The following is a 16,598-nucleotide window of genomic DNA, read 5'->3' on the forward strand; positions in this document are numbered from 1 at the left end:
TGTGTTGGAGTTGTTTTTGTTATGGAAGAAAATGAAAAAGCCGGCAGTTTTATGCTGAAAATATGCGCATTTATCGTAGATAAGCGCAATCTGTTTTTTCTTATTTATGCAATACTTGGTATTTTTGCATTTGTAGCCAGTAACTGGGTAGGGGTAGAAAATGATCTTGCATACTACCTTCCCGGTACCACTGAAACAAGACAGGGTCTTGATCTGATGGAGGAGCAGTTTACCACCTATGGCACAGCCAAAGTAATGGTGGCAAACATCTCATATGAACAGGCCCTGAAGATCCAGAAGGATGTGGAAGATATTGAGGGTGTATTTTCCGCAGAAGTTGATGATTCAAAAGACCATTACAACAATGGATCAGCTCTTTTTAATATCACCTTCGATTATGATGAAGACGATGAACAGTGCCTTACATCACTTGATGCGGTAAAAGAGTACTTTGAACCTTATGACACTTATCTCTCAACTGAACTTGGTGACGTACATTCAGCTCTTATTGAGAAGGAGATGAGTGTTATCACGGTTCTGGTAGTATTTGTCGTACTGGCAGTACTTCTTTTTACCTGCGAAGCTTATGCTGAGATACCGGTACTTCTTATTACTTTCGGTAGCGCGGCTCTGGTACAGATGGGAACGAACTTCTTCCTTGGAACAATTTCTTTTGTATCAGATTCTGTAACAATAGTTCTTCAGCTGGCGTTGTCTGTTGACTATGCAATTATTTACCTGAACAGATATAAGGAAGAGCTCTCAAAGGGCCTTCCTTACAGAGAAGCGACAGTTATAGCTCTTACAAAATCTATTTCTGAGATAACGGGAAGCTCACTGACCACCATCGGCGGTCTTGTTGCTATGCTGTTTATGCAGTTTGGTATCGGTGTAGACCTTGGTATCGTTCTGATAAAGGCTATTATCCTGAGTCTTATGTCAGTATTCCTTCTGATGCCGGGACTTATCATGGTATTTGCCAAGCTCATGGAAAAGACAAAGCACAGAAATTTCGTGCCGCCTATTCCTTTTGTAGGTAAGTTTGCCTATGCATCAAGATACATTATTGCGCCTTTATTTGTAGTGATCATCATAATCGCCAATTTTGTATCATCCAAAACACCTTACGTTTACGGTTATACCAAGATCCATCCGCCTCTTACCAATGAGGTGCAGGAAGCTCAGAACCTTCAGGATGAGAACTTCCCGACCAACCCTATGGTTGCGCTTGTTTTCCCGTCAGTTGATTACGAGACAGAGAAAAAGCTTATCGATGATCTATTGACCTATGATGAAGTTTCAAGCATCACAGGTCTTGCTAACACTGAGGCTATTGGCGGATATACTCTTACAGACAAGCTCTCTCCCAGACAGTTCTCCGAGCTCCTTGATATTGACTATGAGATCGCAGAGCTTATTTATGCTGCCTATGCGGTTAATGATAAAGATTATGCCAAGGCTGTAAACGGTCTTGCCAACTATAAAGTTCCTCTTATTGATATGTTCATGTTTGTATATCAGGAAGTAAAAGAGGGATATGTAACACTTGATGATGAACTGATGCAGAAACTCGAAGATGCAAATACAATGATGGAGTTTGCCAAGAAGCAGCTTCAGGGACCTGACTACTCAAGAATACTGGTTTATATGAACCTTCCCGAAGAGTCAGAAGAGTCTTTTGCATTTATAGAGAAGCTCCATAAGATAGCTGAGAAATACTATGACGAAGATAAGATCTACGTTGTAGGAAATACTGTCAGCCAGTACGACCTTAAGAAATGTAACGCAAGAGATACCAAGGTTACATCCATCATTTCCATATTGGCGGTACTTATTGTTCTTCTTTTTACATTTAAGTCAGCCGGTATGCCCGTTCTTCTTATTGCGGTAATTCAGGGATGTATCTGGATAAACTTCTCTTTCCCTGCAATCCAGCATGAGAATCTTTTCTTCCTTGGCTACCTTATCGTAAGCTCTATTCAGATGGGTGCCAATATCGACTATGCTATTGTAATAGCCGGCAGATACACTGAACTTCGTGAGAAGATGGGTAAAAGAGATGCCATCATTGATACCATGAACCTATCATTCCCAACAATCATTACTTCCGGAACCATGATGGCTGTTGCCGGAATACTTATAGGTAAGATGACTTCTGATGCGGTTATTTACGGAATCGGTAAATGCCTTGGACGAGGAACAATTATTTCCATTATCGTTACCATGTTTGTTCTTCCTCAGATACTTCTTGTGGGAGATAAGGTAATCGAGCTTACAGCTTTCGTTATGAACATGCCCCTTCAGACCAGACAGGTTGCAGGAGCTATGCGTATTGACGGTATTGTAAGAGGACACATCGACGGAACTATCAACGGTGTAGTTCATGCTGTGGTTAAGGGTAATGTCAGTGCTTATATCGAGAATAGCGACGTTACCATGCTTGATGAAAATAGTGGAAATGAGGATACCACCCCGGATGGTAATGAAGGGGAGGGCATTTGATATGAGAAAAAAGATCTTAGCTTCTTTAATGGCTATTACGCTATTTACAACTTCAGGCCTTATCAGCTTTGCTGAAAATGATCCCGAAAAAGATACGACTCAGGAAAATGCTATAACTACAGGAACGCAGGAGAGAGCTGCTGAAAATAAAGTTGATGTAGATGCAGATATTGAAGATGATATTGCTGCAGCTGTTCCTGCCGAAATAGAAACAATTGAGATCTCTAATGTTGATGAGTTTTTAGAGTTTGTAGATAACTGTAAATTAAACACGTGGTCAGACAACAAAAAAATTCTCCTGACATCGGATATTTCTCTTGTTGGTAAGGAGTTCTATGGAATCCCTGACTTTGGGGGAGTATTTGACGGACAGGGTCACACAATCTCTGAGATAAACATTTTAAAAGGCCAGTCCTATGTTGGACTATTTATTCACGTTGAGAAAAATGCTGTAATTCAGAATCTTAATGTTTCAGGTTCTGTAATTCCTGCAGGAAACCCTGTTATCATCGGTGGTATTGCCGGTGAAAACTACGGACTTATCAAAGATTGCTCATTTAGAGGAGTTGTAAAAGGTAACGATTATATTGGTGGAATTGTCGGCATGAATCAGCTTTCAGGAAATGTTTCATTTTGTTCATCTGAAGGCTTTATCAGTGGTGTACATTTTACCGGCGGTATCTGCGGCGAGAACATGGGTAATATCGCAAACTGCAGAAATGAAGCTATGGTAAATACCACCAATACTGATACTGAAATTACAGTTGATTCAATGGAAAACCTTAATAAGGTTCTTACACTTATCAAGAATGGAATCAGCAAGGAAGACGACGAAGCAAGTTCTGATGTAACTGTTTCTGATACAGGCGGAATTGTCGGACTCTCAATCGGTATCGTATCAAGATGTATCAATAACGGTGAGATCGGATACGAGCACGTTGGATATAACGTAGGTGGTATTGCAGGAAGACAGTCCGGATATCTGTATAGCTGTTCTAATAATGGCAAGATAAAGGGAAGAAAAGATGTAGGAGGCATTGTAGGACAGGCAGAGCCCTACATTCAGGTAGATCTTGCTTCTGATATCGCTTATCAGCTTTCAGAAGCTATAGCTCAGCTTCATGACACAGTATCTGCAACCCTTGCCGATACCAAGAATCAGTCTGATGTTGTGTCTGCACGACTTGCTATAATTCAGAAGTTTACAGGTCAGGCTGTTCAGGATACCAAGTTTATTGCAAACGGCACAATTGACTACGCCAATGATATTTCCGGCGCTACTAATGAAGCATTTTCAAGGGTTGAGTATGTTCTTGATGAGACGACCAAGAACGGAGGCCCTATAGACAATATTTCCAGTGGTGCTTCAAGCACAAAACAATCAGCTGATGATCTGAAAAATGCTGTAAAAGATTTGAATGTTGAGAACTATATAGTCAGTGAGGATGAGAAAAAACAGTACGATGAAGCGAAACTCGTACTTGAAAGTGCTGCTCAGCAATACAATGCTAACTATAATGCAGCATATACGCCCAATTATAATTATCAGATCATGCAGGAAAATGTTACGGGTATAGCATACTATCTTTCCTCAGGAGGAACAGCAGATTTATCTGAATGGGATAGAAATCCTGGATTAAACACCCAATTCGACCGGTCTGTAATCGGGTCAGGAGAAGATTGTGATGCAAAGGGAAGTTGGAAACATACAGCCGACGAGTCAGCATTTCCTGATTCATCCGTAACTGAGGAAAGTAATGCTCATCAACAAGCTGTAAAAGAAGCTCAACGAGAAGCAGACAATTACGCAAGAGATAAGTATGTAAATCCGGTCACAAAACAGGGTGGATCCTCTCAGTACACAGATGATCTGCAGCATTATTCTACAACTCTCGCCACAATATACGGTAATCACGTCGGTGAGATGTCTGATGCGTCCAGAGCTGATGCAGAGAGTGCCATGAATAATCTAAGTGCTGCATCTGATAGTTTCTCAAAGGCAGGTCAGCAGACCAAGTCAATTCTGGGAAATGTCGCCGGAAGAGATGACATCAGGTTCCCCAGACTTGATGAGGAATACAGAGCTCACACCAACAGCCTTGCAGATAACATGGCTGCAATGAATGATAACTTTGGACTTTTAAACTCTGAGATGAACAATGCAACGGGAGTTTTGGTCGGAGATCTTCAGGCTGTAAACGATCAGTTCAACAATATTCTTAATCTTTATACGGATGCTCTTGACGGAGTACTTGATAAAGATTACACAACCATGTATTCAGATGAGTCCTATCAGGAAGCATCATATACAACAGATGCGACAGTTGATTCCTGCTTTAATTTCGGGAAATGTGAAGGTGATATAGATATTTCCGGTATTGCAGGAACTATGGCAATTGAGTACGAGTTTGATAAAGAGGGCGATATCACAGGTATAAAGGATGCAAACCTCAATTCATCCTATATCACCAAGTGTGTTCTTAGAAATAACAGAAACTACGGAAATATTGAGAGCCAGAAAGATTATGCAGGAGGTATCTGTGGACTTCAGGAAATGGGTACCATCCTTAACTGCGGAAGCTATGCAAAGATTGAGTCAACTGACGGTAACTATGTTGGCGGAGTTGCAGGCTCTTCTGTATCTTACATTGTAGAGTCTTATGCAAAGGGCGAACTTGACGGAAATACCTATGTCGGTGGAATAACCGGTGATGGAATGCACATCAAGGACTGCCTTACATTGGTCAGTGTAACCAGAGCTGAGAACTGGTATGGCGCGATATCAGGTCATATTGCAGAAAAGGGTGAAGTAAGAAATAACTACTTTGTAAGTGATGATCTTGCGGGAATAGACAGAGTAAGCTATGCATTAAAGGCTGAACCTATCAGTTATGCTGCAGTTGAGAAAAATGAAGTTTTTGAAGAAATCATGCAGGAAACTGAAGAAAGCGAAGAAAAACTTGAAGTAGTTCCTCTAAGTACCGGCACTGATGAAGATGTGACAGAGGAAATAAAGTACAGAGATCTTCCTCATGAATTCTCTAATATCACTGTAAACTTTGTCCTTGAAGATGAAGACCTTGAAGATGGAAGCGAACAGGTAGACAGACTCAATAAGAAATACGGAGAGAGCTTAAAGCCGGAGGAATATCCATCTGTACCCGAAAAAGAAGGATACTATGTAGACTGGGATGTTCCGGAAGTTGACAGGCTTGTCTGTGATGTTACAGCAACTGCAACTTATAAGCTTTACAGAACAACTCTGGCTATCGAAGATTCTGCTGAAAAGAATCAGTCAATACTGCTTGTTGACGGCAACTTCAGGGAAGGCGATAAGATTGAGGCTACAAGAACAATTCTTCTAAATGAAGAAAACAATAACAGCAGCCTTGATGAAATGGAAATAATTGAGCTGACTATACCGGATGACGGTCAGGATGTTCATCAGATACGCTTTAAACCTGACAATAATTACAATCAGGTGCTTGAGGTCTTTGGAAAATTTGCAAGGTCCACTGATTACGCTCTGTACGAGGTTACAGAAAATTCCAAAGTGAAACTGACACCTACAGGAAAAATGGGTGCATACTCGACTTACGAGCTAAAGGGTAATACCCATACTCTTTCTTATGGTGTAAGCAATGCACAAAATATTGGATTTATCATTATTGCTATATTTCTTTTAGCAATTGTAATGATTATTGTTATAATAATCATTATAGTAAATATTATTAAGAGACATGGCGGAAAAGTGCCCAAGATATTCAGAAGATTTGTTATGAAGGTTTCTGACAGAATCGAGAATAAGGAAACAATCTTCTATGATGACACCGATGAGCTACAAACCAAGGTACGTGAAAAGATTACAGAAACTGCAGCTGAAATAAAAGAAGAGGATGAACTTGAGCAGTTGACCGACGAAATCTCTGAGTATAAGGAAGAACTTGCCAAGGAAAAAGGTGAAGAACTTCCGCAAAAGAAGGAATTCGACAGCAAAAAGTACAGAAAGCTTCGGCGTAAAGTAAAGAAGAATAACAAGAAGTAAAGATTTTATCAGGGAGATGTTTCCATGAAAGAGATGCTTAATGAGCTGCTTATGGCAGACAAGACCTTGATCCATGTGCCTTTTGGAAACGGTTTTTTTGACATCTACAAATCGGTAGTGGTGTCCTGGATAGTGCTTGCGATTTTGATCGTCATGATAGTTGCACTTACCAGTAATCTGAAGGTCCACAATATATCAAAAAGACAGGCGGCAGTAGAATCAGCCGTATTATGGATCAGAGGTGTAGTTGGAGAACTGCTGGGAGAAGAGGCTATCGGATATGCACCATATATAGTTACAGTGCTGATCTTCATTGCTTTTTCAAATATGATCGGGCTGATTGGACTGGTTCCGCCAACCATGGACCTGAATGTCACATTGGCTCTTTCCCTTATGAGCATCGTGCTTGTTGAGCTTGCCGGAATAATTAAAAAAGGTCCTAAAAAGTGGTTAAAGAGTTTCACAGAGCCCATGGCAGTAATAACATTTATGAATGTTTTAGAGCTCTTTATAAGACCTTTGTCACTGTGTATGCGACTCTTCGGTAATATCCTCGGAGCCACGGTCATTATGGAGCTGATCAAACATGTGGTACCAATAATATTGCCTGCAGCACTTAGTATTTACTTTGATATATTCGACGGTTGTATTCAGGCATATGTATTTTGTTTTTTGACATCGTTATACATCAAGGAAGCAGTTGAATAAAAGGAGGACATAAGAAATGAGTTTAACAGCAATCGGAGCAGCTATCGCTGCATTCACAGGTATCGGAGCAGGTATCGGCATCAGCCTTGCAACAGCAAAGGCTACAGATGCAGTTGCAAGACAGCCCGAAGCAGACGGCAAGATCATGAGACTTCTAATCCTTGGTTGTGCTCTTGCAGAGGCAACAGCTATCTATGGTTTCGTTGTAGCTATCATGATCATTCTTTTCTCATAAACACCGAAAGAAAAGGGGAAGCAAAGTGTTAAGTATAAGCCTGATTAACATATTATTCACAGTAATAAATATTCTTATACTCTTATTCTTTGTGAAGAAATTCCTGTTCGGAAAGATCGATGAGATCATCAAAAAGAGACAGGAAGAAGTGGACGAGGCTACCGTGGCTGCAGATAAGGCAACTGCTGAAGCACGTGCCATTAAAAAAGAATATGAGAAGAAAATTGAACTTGCCGACGAGGAAAAAGAGCAGATTCTCTCAGATATCAAAAAGCTCGGTTATGAAGAGTACGAGAGAATCGTTATGGATGCCAGAAAGACCGGCGACAAGATAGTAAAAGAGGCAAGACAAAACGCCAGAGCAGAGGCTGAGAAGGAAAGAGAACTTCATGCCGATGAGCTTAAGGATATGGTTATCGATGCAGCTGCCAAGATCGCTGCAACCAAGCACAGCTCAGAGGATGACAGTTTGCTCTACGATAAATTCATAAATGAGGCAAGGGCTAATAATGGATAAAAAGATTAAAGCTACACTGCGCTATGCCTCAACTCCGCCGACGGAGTCACAGCTTAATAGCATTAGACAGCTTATAGCAGACAAGCTGGGCAATCCCGATGTTAAGCTTAAGGTTATAAATGATCCTGAAGTAGGCGGAGGCTTTATAGTTTCCTGTGGCGGCTTAGAGTACGACTGGAGCGACAAGGGCAGAGCCAGACAGCTACGGACCGAACTTGGAAGCGTTCATTCAAAAGACATTATTCCTATGCTCAAACAAAAGGTTGAAGACTTTGACCTTTCCATAAAGGGCAGGGAAGTAGGCGTTGTTACCTGGATAGGTGACGGTATAGCCAATGTCGAAGGAATTGAGCACGCTTTCTACGGAGAGATAATTGAATTTGAAGACGGAACCAAGGGTATGGCCCAGGATATCAGAGATGATCATATCGGGTGTATCCTTTTTGGTGATGAAAGAAGCATAAGACAGGGAAGCAGAGCCGTTCGCACTTACAAAGAGGCCGGTGTTCCTGTCGGAGAAGCTTTTATTGGAAGAGTTATTGATGCTCTCGGTGCACCAATTGATGGCAAGGGAGATATCAAAGAGAGTGGATATCGCGCCGTTGAAGAGAGGTCACCGGGAATTGTTGAAAGACAGTCGGTAAATGAGCCTATGGCTACCGGTATTCTTTCTATTGATACCATGTTCCCCATTGGAAGAGGCCAGCGTGAGCTTATTATCGGCGACAGACAGACCGGCAAGACTTCAATTGCTCTCGATACAATCATCAACCAGAAGGGCAAAGGAGTTATCTGTATCTATGTAGCAATAGGTCAGAAGGCTTCAACTGTAGCCCAGCTCATAACGACTCTTAAAAAGACCGGAGCGATGAAGTATACAATTGTTGTAAGTTCTACAGCATCAGATCCTGCTCCGCTTCAGTATATTGCACCTTATTCAGGAACTGCACTTGCTGAGTACTTCATGTACAAAGGAAAAGACGTGCTTATCGTTTATGACGATCTTTCCAAGCATGCTGTTGCTTACAGGGCATTATCACTACTTCTTGAGAGGCCACCGGGACGTGAGGCTTATCCGGGAGATGTCTTTTACCTGCATTCAAGACTTCTTGAGAGATCAAGTAAACTCTCAGATGATCTTGGAGGAGGCTCAATTACAGCGCTTCCTATTATTGAGACACAAGCAGGAGATGTTTCTGCGTATATTCCGACAAACGTTATCTCTATTACTGATGGTCAGATATTCCTTGAAAGTGACCTATTCTTTGCCGGTATGAGACCTGCGGTTAATGTAGGACTTTCAGTATCCCGTGTAGGTAGCGCAGCTCAGACCAAGGCAATGAAAAAAGCTACCGGAAGCATAAGAGTAGATCTTGCGCAGTACAGGGAAATGGCTGTGTTTACACAGTTTTCATCAGACCTTGATGAGGTGACAAGGAATCAGCTTAATCACGGACAGGTCCTGATGGAACTTCTAAAGCAGCCCCTGGAGCATCCGCTTGCAATGCATGAAATGGTACTGATACTACTTGCAGCTGGCTCTAAGAGAATTGACCACGTTCCTGTAAGGAAAGTCAACGAATACAAGGAAAAGCTTATTACCTTCTTCAACAACGAACACAAAGATGTATGCAATGAGATCAAGAAGACAAAAGACCTCTCGGATGAACTTAAGAAGAGGATATATGACCTTATTGATGAATTTAACGAAGATATAAAGGTACAGTAATTTGGCTAATATAAAAGAGATCCGCGAAAGGATCGCAAGTGTAAGTGACACAAAGAAAATTACAAATGCGATGTATATGATCTCCTCGACCAAGCTTCGAAAGGCAAAGAAGATGCTATCGGACACAGAGCCTTTCTTCTACGCCACGAAGGACATGATCGAAAGAGTTGTTAACAACCTTCCTGAGGGAACAAAGAATATTTTCCTTGAGCTTAGAGATGATATACCTGAGAGCAAAAAGAAACGTGGTTATCTCGTTTTTACAGATGATAAGGGTCTGGCAGGTGCTTTTAACCATAATGTTATAAAGCTTACGGAGGAAGCACTTGCTAATAAAAAGGGTGAAAACAAGCTTTTTGTGATCGGAGAGGTCGGCAGATATCATTTCAATTCGGAAAATGTAGATATCGAAGAGTTTTTCCCTTTCACATCTCAGAATCCAACGCTTCACAGAGCAAGAAAAATATCTGCTGAGATAATGGATTATTACTATAACAGGAAGATTGATGAGTTCTATATCATATTCACGACCATAAGAGGAAATACCTGCGATGCAAGGATTGAAAGAATTTTGCCACTTGATTTCCTTTCGGCGCTGAAGAGGAAAAAAGCACCGATTCGTGGAAATATGTATGAAGAATTTCTAATGGAACCATCGCCATCAGCAGTTTTGGACAATATTGTTCCAAATTATGTGACAGGGTACATATACGGAGCGCTGGTCGAGTCCTTCTGCAGCGTTCAACAGTCCAGAATGATGGCCATGGACAATGCCAACAAGAACGCAGAGATGATGATCGTTGACCTGAAAAAGAGCTATAACCGCCAGAGACAGGCTATGATCACACAGGAGATCACTGAGGTTGTCAGCGGAGCCAAAGCGCTTAAGCGCAGCAAGGAAATAAAGAAGCATGGAAAACGGTAAGATTGTTCAGGTCATGGGACCTGTAGTAGACGTACAATTTAAGGATGCTCAGCTTCCATATATCAGAGACGCCCTGACTGTAACAGTGGGTGGAGAAAAGAGAGTGATGGAAGTATCTCAGCATGTCGGCGGAGATATAGTCAGATGCATCATGCTTTCTCCAAGTGAGGGCCTTTCAAAGGATATGGAAGTTGTATCTGAAGGTGGTCCAATTAAAGTCCCGGTCGGTGACCAGGTACTTGGCAGACTCTTTAATGTCTTTGGCGAAGCTATCGACAAAAAGGGAAGCGTAGATGCAAGCGAAAAATGGGAGATCCACAGAAAACCACCAAAGCTTGAGGATCAGAGCCCTGTTGTTGAGATACTTGAGACCGGAATCAAGGTAATCGATCTTCTTGCGCCATATGCAAAAGGCGGTAAAATTGGTCTTTTCGGAGGAGCGGGTGTAGGCAAGACCGTTCTTATTCAGGAACTTATTCAGAACATCGCCACAGAGCACGGCGGATACTCGATATTTACAGGTGTAGGTGAACGTTCAAGAGAAGGAAACGACCTCTGGACTGAGATGACAGAGTCAGGGGTTATTGAAAAAACTGCACTGGTATTCGGTCAGATGAATGAGCCTCCGGGAGCTCGTATGAGAGTTGCTGAGACCGGACTTACAATGGCTGAGTACTTCAGAGATGTTAAGAATCAGGATGTGCTTCTTTTCATCGATAATATTTTCAGATTTGTACAGGCAGGATCCGAGGTTTCATCACTTCTTGGAAGAATGCCTTCAGCCGTAGGTTATCAGCCTACACTTGCAACAGATCTCGGTGCTCTTCAGGAGAGAATTACTTCTACCAAAAACGGATCAATTACTTCTGTTCAGGCAGTTTATGTCCCTGCGGATGACCTTACAGATCCGGCTCCTGCTACAACATTTGCGCATCTTGATGCAACAACGGTTCTGTCTCGTAAGATTGTAGAACAGGGTATTTATCCTGCAGTTGACCCTCTTGAGTCATCAAGCCGTATCCTTGAAGAGACGATTGTAGGAAAGGCTCATTACTCAACTGCCATGAAGGTTCAGGAGATTTTGCAGAAGTATAAAGAGCTTCAGGATATTATTGCTATCCTTGGTATGGAAGAGCTCTCCGAAGAGGATAGGGCTACTGTCCACAGAGCACGTAAGATTCAGAGATTTTTGTCTCAGCCTTTCCATGTGGCTGAGCAGTTTACAGGACTTAAGGGTAAGTATGTGCCTCTTTCAGAGACCATCAAAGGCTTTATGTATATCATAGGCGGAGAGATGGACAAATATCCGGAGGCAGCATTCTTCAATGTTGGAACTATTGATGAAGTGGCTAGGAAAGCTAAGGATATCGAGGCCTGAATATGGAAGAAAATAGCAAGACCTTTGGTCTTAAGGTCATTTCTATCAATGGAATATTTTATGACGGACAGGCACTGGAGGTCATTTTGCCCTGCCATGATGGGGAACTCGCGATACTTTTTGGGCATGAAGAGATGATCTACGCCATCTATGACGGCATCATTAAGATTAAAACTCCTAAGGGAGATTGGATTTATGGTGTTGTTAGTATCGGCTCGGTGCAGTATACTGTTGACAATGAGTGCATCGTCCTGGTAAACACCGTAGAAAGTCCGGCTGATATCGACAAGAGACGAGCACTGGAAGCCTATGAATTTGCAATGGACCATCTTAATCAGAAGCAGTCTATAAAAGAATTCAAAAAATCTCAGGCGGGACTTGCCAGAGCTATGGCAAGGCTGAGTGCGGCTTCTAAGTACAAAGATTAAAAGAAAAGTTGGTGGGAAATAATTGTTTAATAATAAGAGATTAAATGTTTGCGGAATTGCTATAGTTTTAATTGGATTACTTGTTACAGGTTGTGGGAAGAAGGAAGATCCGAAGCTTGAAGCTTACAGGGAGAGTATGACTACTTTCTACAGTGATCTAAGCAGGTATGACAATGAGATAAACGCCTTAGATCCTGATGACGAAGCTGCTAAGATTCAGCTCCTTGATCTTTTGGATCAGATGAATTTAACTTATAAGACTATGGCAGAGGCACCTGTTCCGGATGAATTCTCCGGAATAGCCGACATATCTGTAGAAGCTGCAGATTATATGCAGAAGGCCGATGAATTCTATCATATGGCTTACGACAACGAGTTTGATTCTGACTCGGAGATGCTGGCTCAGCAGTACTATGAGAGAGCTAACAGCAGAGCCCAGGTAATATTACAAGTTCTTCACGGAGAGGTTCCTGAAGGCGAGGGCATTTCTGTCGAAACCCAGAGTACCTACGAATTTTCAACAATAGATTCAAGCACTGATGGAGAATGATCAGTGCTTGTTTTGCATACAAGGAAATCTATGGAAAGATCAAACGATAATAGTTTTATATATGCAATAAAGTTCATAGCATGTCTTTTTGTGATAACTATACATGCGCCTTTTCCCGGGACATTTGGAGATGTGGTTTTTGCTCTTTCAAGATTTGCAGTTCCTTTCTTCTTTGCAATCTCCGGGAGATTTCTTTTGGTTAAAAGAGATGGTTCATACGCTGGAAATACTACCGAAATCCGTAAGTTTACAAAGGATAGACTTATTAAGCTTTTAAAGGTAACGGCAATAGTCTATGCCTGTTATTTGATTTTTTCACTTTGCTATTTTCTTTCAAAAGGCTGGAGCTTTGGATATTGGCTTCATGACAAGTTCAATGCTTATGAGACAAGGACTTTCTTTTTATTCAATTCCGGAAGATATATATATGATGAGTCTTATGTTTTTGATCATCTTTGGTACCTGTTTGCGCTGATCTATGTATATATTCTGATAATTATCTTCGCGCCAGTACTTCGGAAGTGGTACAAATGGCTTATCGTTTTGCTTTTAGGGATTCTGTTCTTCGGTGAGATTTTGCAGACAGTTTATCCAATAAGACCTTTTGATATAAGCATTTCTACCTGGTATATACTCAGAAACTGGCTTTTTGTTGGTATGCCATTTGTTTTGATGGGGGTTGTCTTTACAGACATTTCTTTAAAAAGAAATAATGACCTTGGACAGGACAAGTATAATGAGAAGGCAAAAGCTCTTTTGCCAAGGAATCTCCTGATTTTGGCTTTTGGATGTGCTCTGAGTGTTATCGAGAAGTTTGTATTGGGAAGTAAGGAAGTCTATATAGGTTCTGTAATTATAGTAATTGCACTTTTGATGATCTCTGAATGCCGTATAAATAGCGTAAATGCGCTTGCTTATCTTGGGAAAAGAGCATCTTCCTTGATTTATTTTTATCACGTTATGATAATTTCAACACTTGATATATTATCTCAAAATGGCATAATACCATCATATACCATGTGGCAAAAGCCGATTTTGGTCATGGTTTTAGCAATTTTGATTTTCGGAGCTATCCCTATTTTAATTGATAAGGTAAGAGTAAATGAACAGAAATGAATTCCTTGAGTTTTGCAAAGAAAGAATAGTATTCCTCGATGGCGCAACCGGCAGTAATCTGATGAAAGCCGGAATGCCGGCAGGAGTTTGCCCTGAAAAGTGGATTTTAGAGCATAAAGACGTTATGCAGAAATTATCGAAGGCTTATGCAGATGCTGGCTCTGATATTGTATATGCGCCAACGTTTACCAGTAACAGGATTAAACTTGAAGAATACGGCCTTGCGGAGAATATAGTTCAGATAAATACTGATCTTGTAAGTATCACAAGAGAAGCTGTCGGTAATAAAACTCTGATTGCAGGTGATCTTACCATGACAGGAAGACAGCTTAAGCCGGTAGGAGATCTGGATTTTGAAGAACTTATTGAAGTTTATAAAGAGCAGATCCGTATTCTGGATAAAGCAGGTGTTGATCTTCTTGTAATTGAGACAATGATGAGTCTTCAGGAATGCAGAGCAGCTCTGATTGCCGCCAAAGAGGTTTCTGACCTTGCTGTGATCATCACAATGACTTTTGAAGCTGACGGAAGAACACTTTTCGGTTCAGACCCTGCAGCTTCTGCAATATGTCTTGAGGCTTTAGGCGCAGCAGCCATCGGTGCAAACTGTTCTACAGGTCCTGACAAGATGATGGATATCATCAGCAGTATGTCGTCAGTTACAAGCATTCCTATAATTGCCAAGCCCAATGCCGGACTTCCCAAGGTGGATTCAGAGGGCAATACCATCTACGACATGGAAAGCGATGTTTTTGTCAGCGAGATGAAAAAACTCATCGGCTGCGGAGCATCAATCCTTGGAGGGTGCTGTGGTACTACACCGGAATTTATAGCTCTTTTGAAAAAAACATACGATGATTTAAATCCTGCAAATATAACAGGCGAAGATGGAAATCCTGTGCCCAGAAAGATATGTGGCAGAAGATATCTTTCCTCAGAGAGACGAGCGCTTTCCTTTGGCATGGACGATCTGTTTATGATCGTCGGTGAGAGAATTAATCCCACAGGCAAGAAAAAGCTTCAGGCAGAGCTTCGAGAGGGGAACCTTGATATGGTTTCCGAGTTTGCAAGAAATCAGGAAGAAGAAGGCGCGTCAATTCTTGATATCAATGTTGGAATGAGTGGAATTGATGAGAAGGAAATGATGCTAAGTGTAATGGAAGAAGTCTCAGGTATTACCGACCTTCCACTTTGTATTGATACTTCAAGCCCTGAGGTTATGGAGGCAGCACTTCGTATTTATTCCGGAAGAGCACTCATTAATTCGATATCGCTTGAGAAGGGTAAGGCTGAGAAATTCCTCCCGCTCGCGAAAAAATACGGAGCCATGTTTGTCCTTCTTCCTTTAAGTCCTGAGGGTCTTCCAAAAGATCTTGATGAAAAGAAAGACAATATCATTACTCTTAGCAAAAAAGCCTATGATTTAGGACTTGGTATAGAAGATATTGTTGTTGACGGCCTTGTGGCGACTGTTGGAGCAGATCCAAGCGCTGCGCTTAATACTCTTGATACTATAAGTTTTTGCTATGAAAGAGGCTATGCAACAATTTGTGGATTGTCAAATATCTCTTTTGGCCTGCCACAGAGAATGAATGTGAATACAGCCTTCCTTACTATGGCAATTTCGAGAGGACTTACCATGGCAATTGCCAATCCGTCTCAGGAAATGCTGGTAAATGCTGCATTTGCATCAGACCTTCTGAAGAAAAAAGATGGTGCTGACCTCAGATATATCCAGAGAATGGAGAGATATAACACTGAAGCTCAAGGCCAGACTACTGGTAAAGAAATTAAAAACGACTCTGTTAAAGGTGACAACTATATTGATATAATAAAAAAGGATGTTCTTACAGGGGCCAAGAGGACCATTGTTAAGGATACCCAGAAAGCCGTTGAAGAGGGAATAAATCCCAAGCAGATCCTGGACGAAGCTCTCATGCCGGCGATAAATGAAGTTGGGGAATATTTTGATAAGGGGAAATACTTCCTGCCACAGCTCATAGCAGGTGCTGAGGCAATGAAGATGTCTATAGGATACCTTGAACCTCTCCTTGCAGAAGGAGCAGACGATTCTAAAAAACTCCCGACTATAATAATTGCAACCGTCCATGGGGACATCCATGATATAGGTAAAAACCTTGTGGCACTTATGCTCAAGAACTATGGCTTTAATGTCATTGATCTTGGAAAGGATGTGCCTAAGGAAGAAATTATCAGAGCTGCACGAGAAAATGACGCCAGTGTTATAGCTCTTTCTGCGCTAATGACCACTACCATGAAGGAAATGAAGAACGTGGTTGAGCTTGCAAGGAAAGAGAATATAAAATCCAAGATAATAATTGGCGGAGCGGTAGTTACTGAAGATTATGCATTTGAGATCGGTGCAGACGGATATTCATCCGATGCAGCCGATGCTGTTAAGGTAGTAAGAACTATATTAAGCATAGCTTGATAAGAACGGAGGA

Annotated in this window: 12 protein-coding genes; all 12 read left to right on the plus strand. The window is 41.5% G+C overall.

What is annotated here, in order from left to right:
* The first annotated feature begins 21 nt into the window (after window positions 1-21).
* Genes G632_RS18380 through G632_RS0100420 form a run of 12 tightly spaced genes read left to right on the plus strand, consistent with a single transcriptional unit; the run spans window position 22 to window position 16,585 of the window.
* On the plus strand, window positions 22-2,502 hold the full coding sequence (locus G632_RS18380; protein WP_022767049.1) for an efflux RND transporter permease subunit: 2,481 nt from the start codon (window positions 22-24) through the stop codon (window positions 2,500-2,502).
* Window position 2,503: 1 nt separating this feature from the next.
* On the plus strand, window positions 2,504-6,547 hold the full coding sequence (locus tag G632_RS0100370) for a hypothetical protein (RefSeq protein WP_035781833.1): 4,044 nt from the start codon (window positions 2,504-2,506) through the stop codon (window positions 6,545-6,547).
* Window positions 6,548-6,580: 33 nt separating this feature from the next.
* A complete protein-coding gene (locus tag G632_RS0100375) occupies window positions 6,581-7,255 on the plus strand; it encodes a F0F1 ATP synthase subunit A (protein ID WP_442852499.1) in 675 nt (224 codons plus the stop codon).
* Window positions 7,256-7,271: 16 nt separating this feature from the next.
* The gene (atpE, locus tag G632_RS0100380) at window positions 7,272-7,490 is read left to right on the plus strand and encodes an ATP synthase F0 subunit C (protein WP_022765699.1); all 219 of its coding nucleotides are present in this window, start codon (window positions 7,272-7,274) and stop codon (window positions 7,488-7,490) included.
* 25 nt (window positions 7,491-7,515) lie between these two features.
* On the plus strand, window positions 7,516-8,007 hold the full coding sequence (locus tag G632_RS0100385; protein WP_022767052.1) for an ATP synthase F0 subunit B: 492 nt from the start codon (window positions 7,516-7,518) through the stop codon (window positions 8,005-8,007).
* On the plus strand, window positions 8,000-9,736 hold the full coding sequence (atpA, locus tag G632_RS0100390) for a F0F1 ATP synthase subunit alpha (protein ID WP_242826693.1): 1,737 nt from the start codon (window positions 8,000-8,002) through the stop codon (window positions 9,734-9,736). Before G632_RS0100385 ends, atpA begins: the two co-directional genes overlap by 8 nt.
* Window position 9,737: 1 nt before the next feature.
* Window positions 9,738-10,661 (plus strand): ATP synthase F1 subunit gamma, encoded by a 924-nt coding sequence (gene atpG / locus G632_RS0100395; protein WP_022767053.1) that lies wholly within the window; start codon window positions 9,738-9,740, stop codon window positions 10,659-10,661.
* Complete coding sequence (gene atpD / locus G632_RS0100400; RefSeq protein ID WP_022767054.1) at window positions 10,648-12,039, plus strand: F0F1 ATP synthase subunit beta; 1,392 nt, start codon at window positions 10,648-10,650, stop codon at window positions 12,037-12,039. The genes atpG and atpD overlap by 14 nt, the downstream gene beginning before the upstream one ends.
* A gap of 2 nt (window positions 12,040-12,041) precedes the next feature.
* Window positions 12,042-12,467, plus strand: a complete 426-nt coding sequence (gene atpC, locus G632_RS0100405; RefSeq protein ID WP_022767055.1) for an ATP synthase F1 subunit epsilon — start codon at window positions 12,042-12,044, stop codon at window positions 12,465-12,467.
* Between the two features lie 22 nt (window positions 12,468-12,489).
* The gene (locus tag G632_RS0100410; RefSeq protein WP_022767056.1) at window positions 12,490-13,017 is read left to right on the plus strand and encodes a hypothetical protein; all 528 of its coding nucleotides are present in this window, start codon (window positions 12,490-12,492) and stop codon (window positions 13,015-13,017) included.
* A 30-nt stretch (window positions 13,018-13,047) separates the two neighbouring features.
* Entirely contained in the window at window positions 13,048-14,133 is a 1,086-nt protein-coding gene (locus tag G632_RS0100415) for an acyltransferase family protein (protein ID WP_022767057.1), read from the plus strand.
* On the plus strand, window positions 14,120-16,585 hold the full coding sequence (locus G632_RS0100420) for a homocysteine S-methyltransferase family protein (RefSeq protein WP_022767058.1): 2,466 nt from the start codon (window positions 14,120-14,122) through the stop codon (window positions 16,583-16,585). The genes G632_RS0100415 and G632_RS0100420 overlap by 14 nt, the downstream gene beginning before the upstream one ends.
* Window positions 16,586-16,598: the final 13 nt, after the last annotated feature.

Source organism: Butyrivibrio sp. NC2007, assembly GCF_000421405.1.
Classification (GTDB): domain Bacteria; phylum Bacillota; class Clostridia; order Lachnospirales; family Lachnospiraceae; genus Butyrivibrio.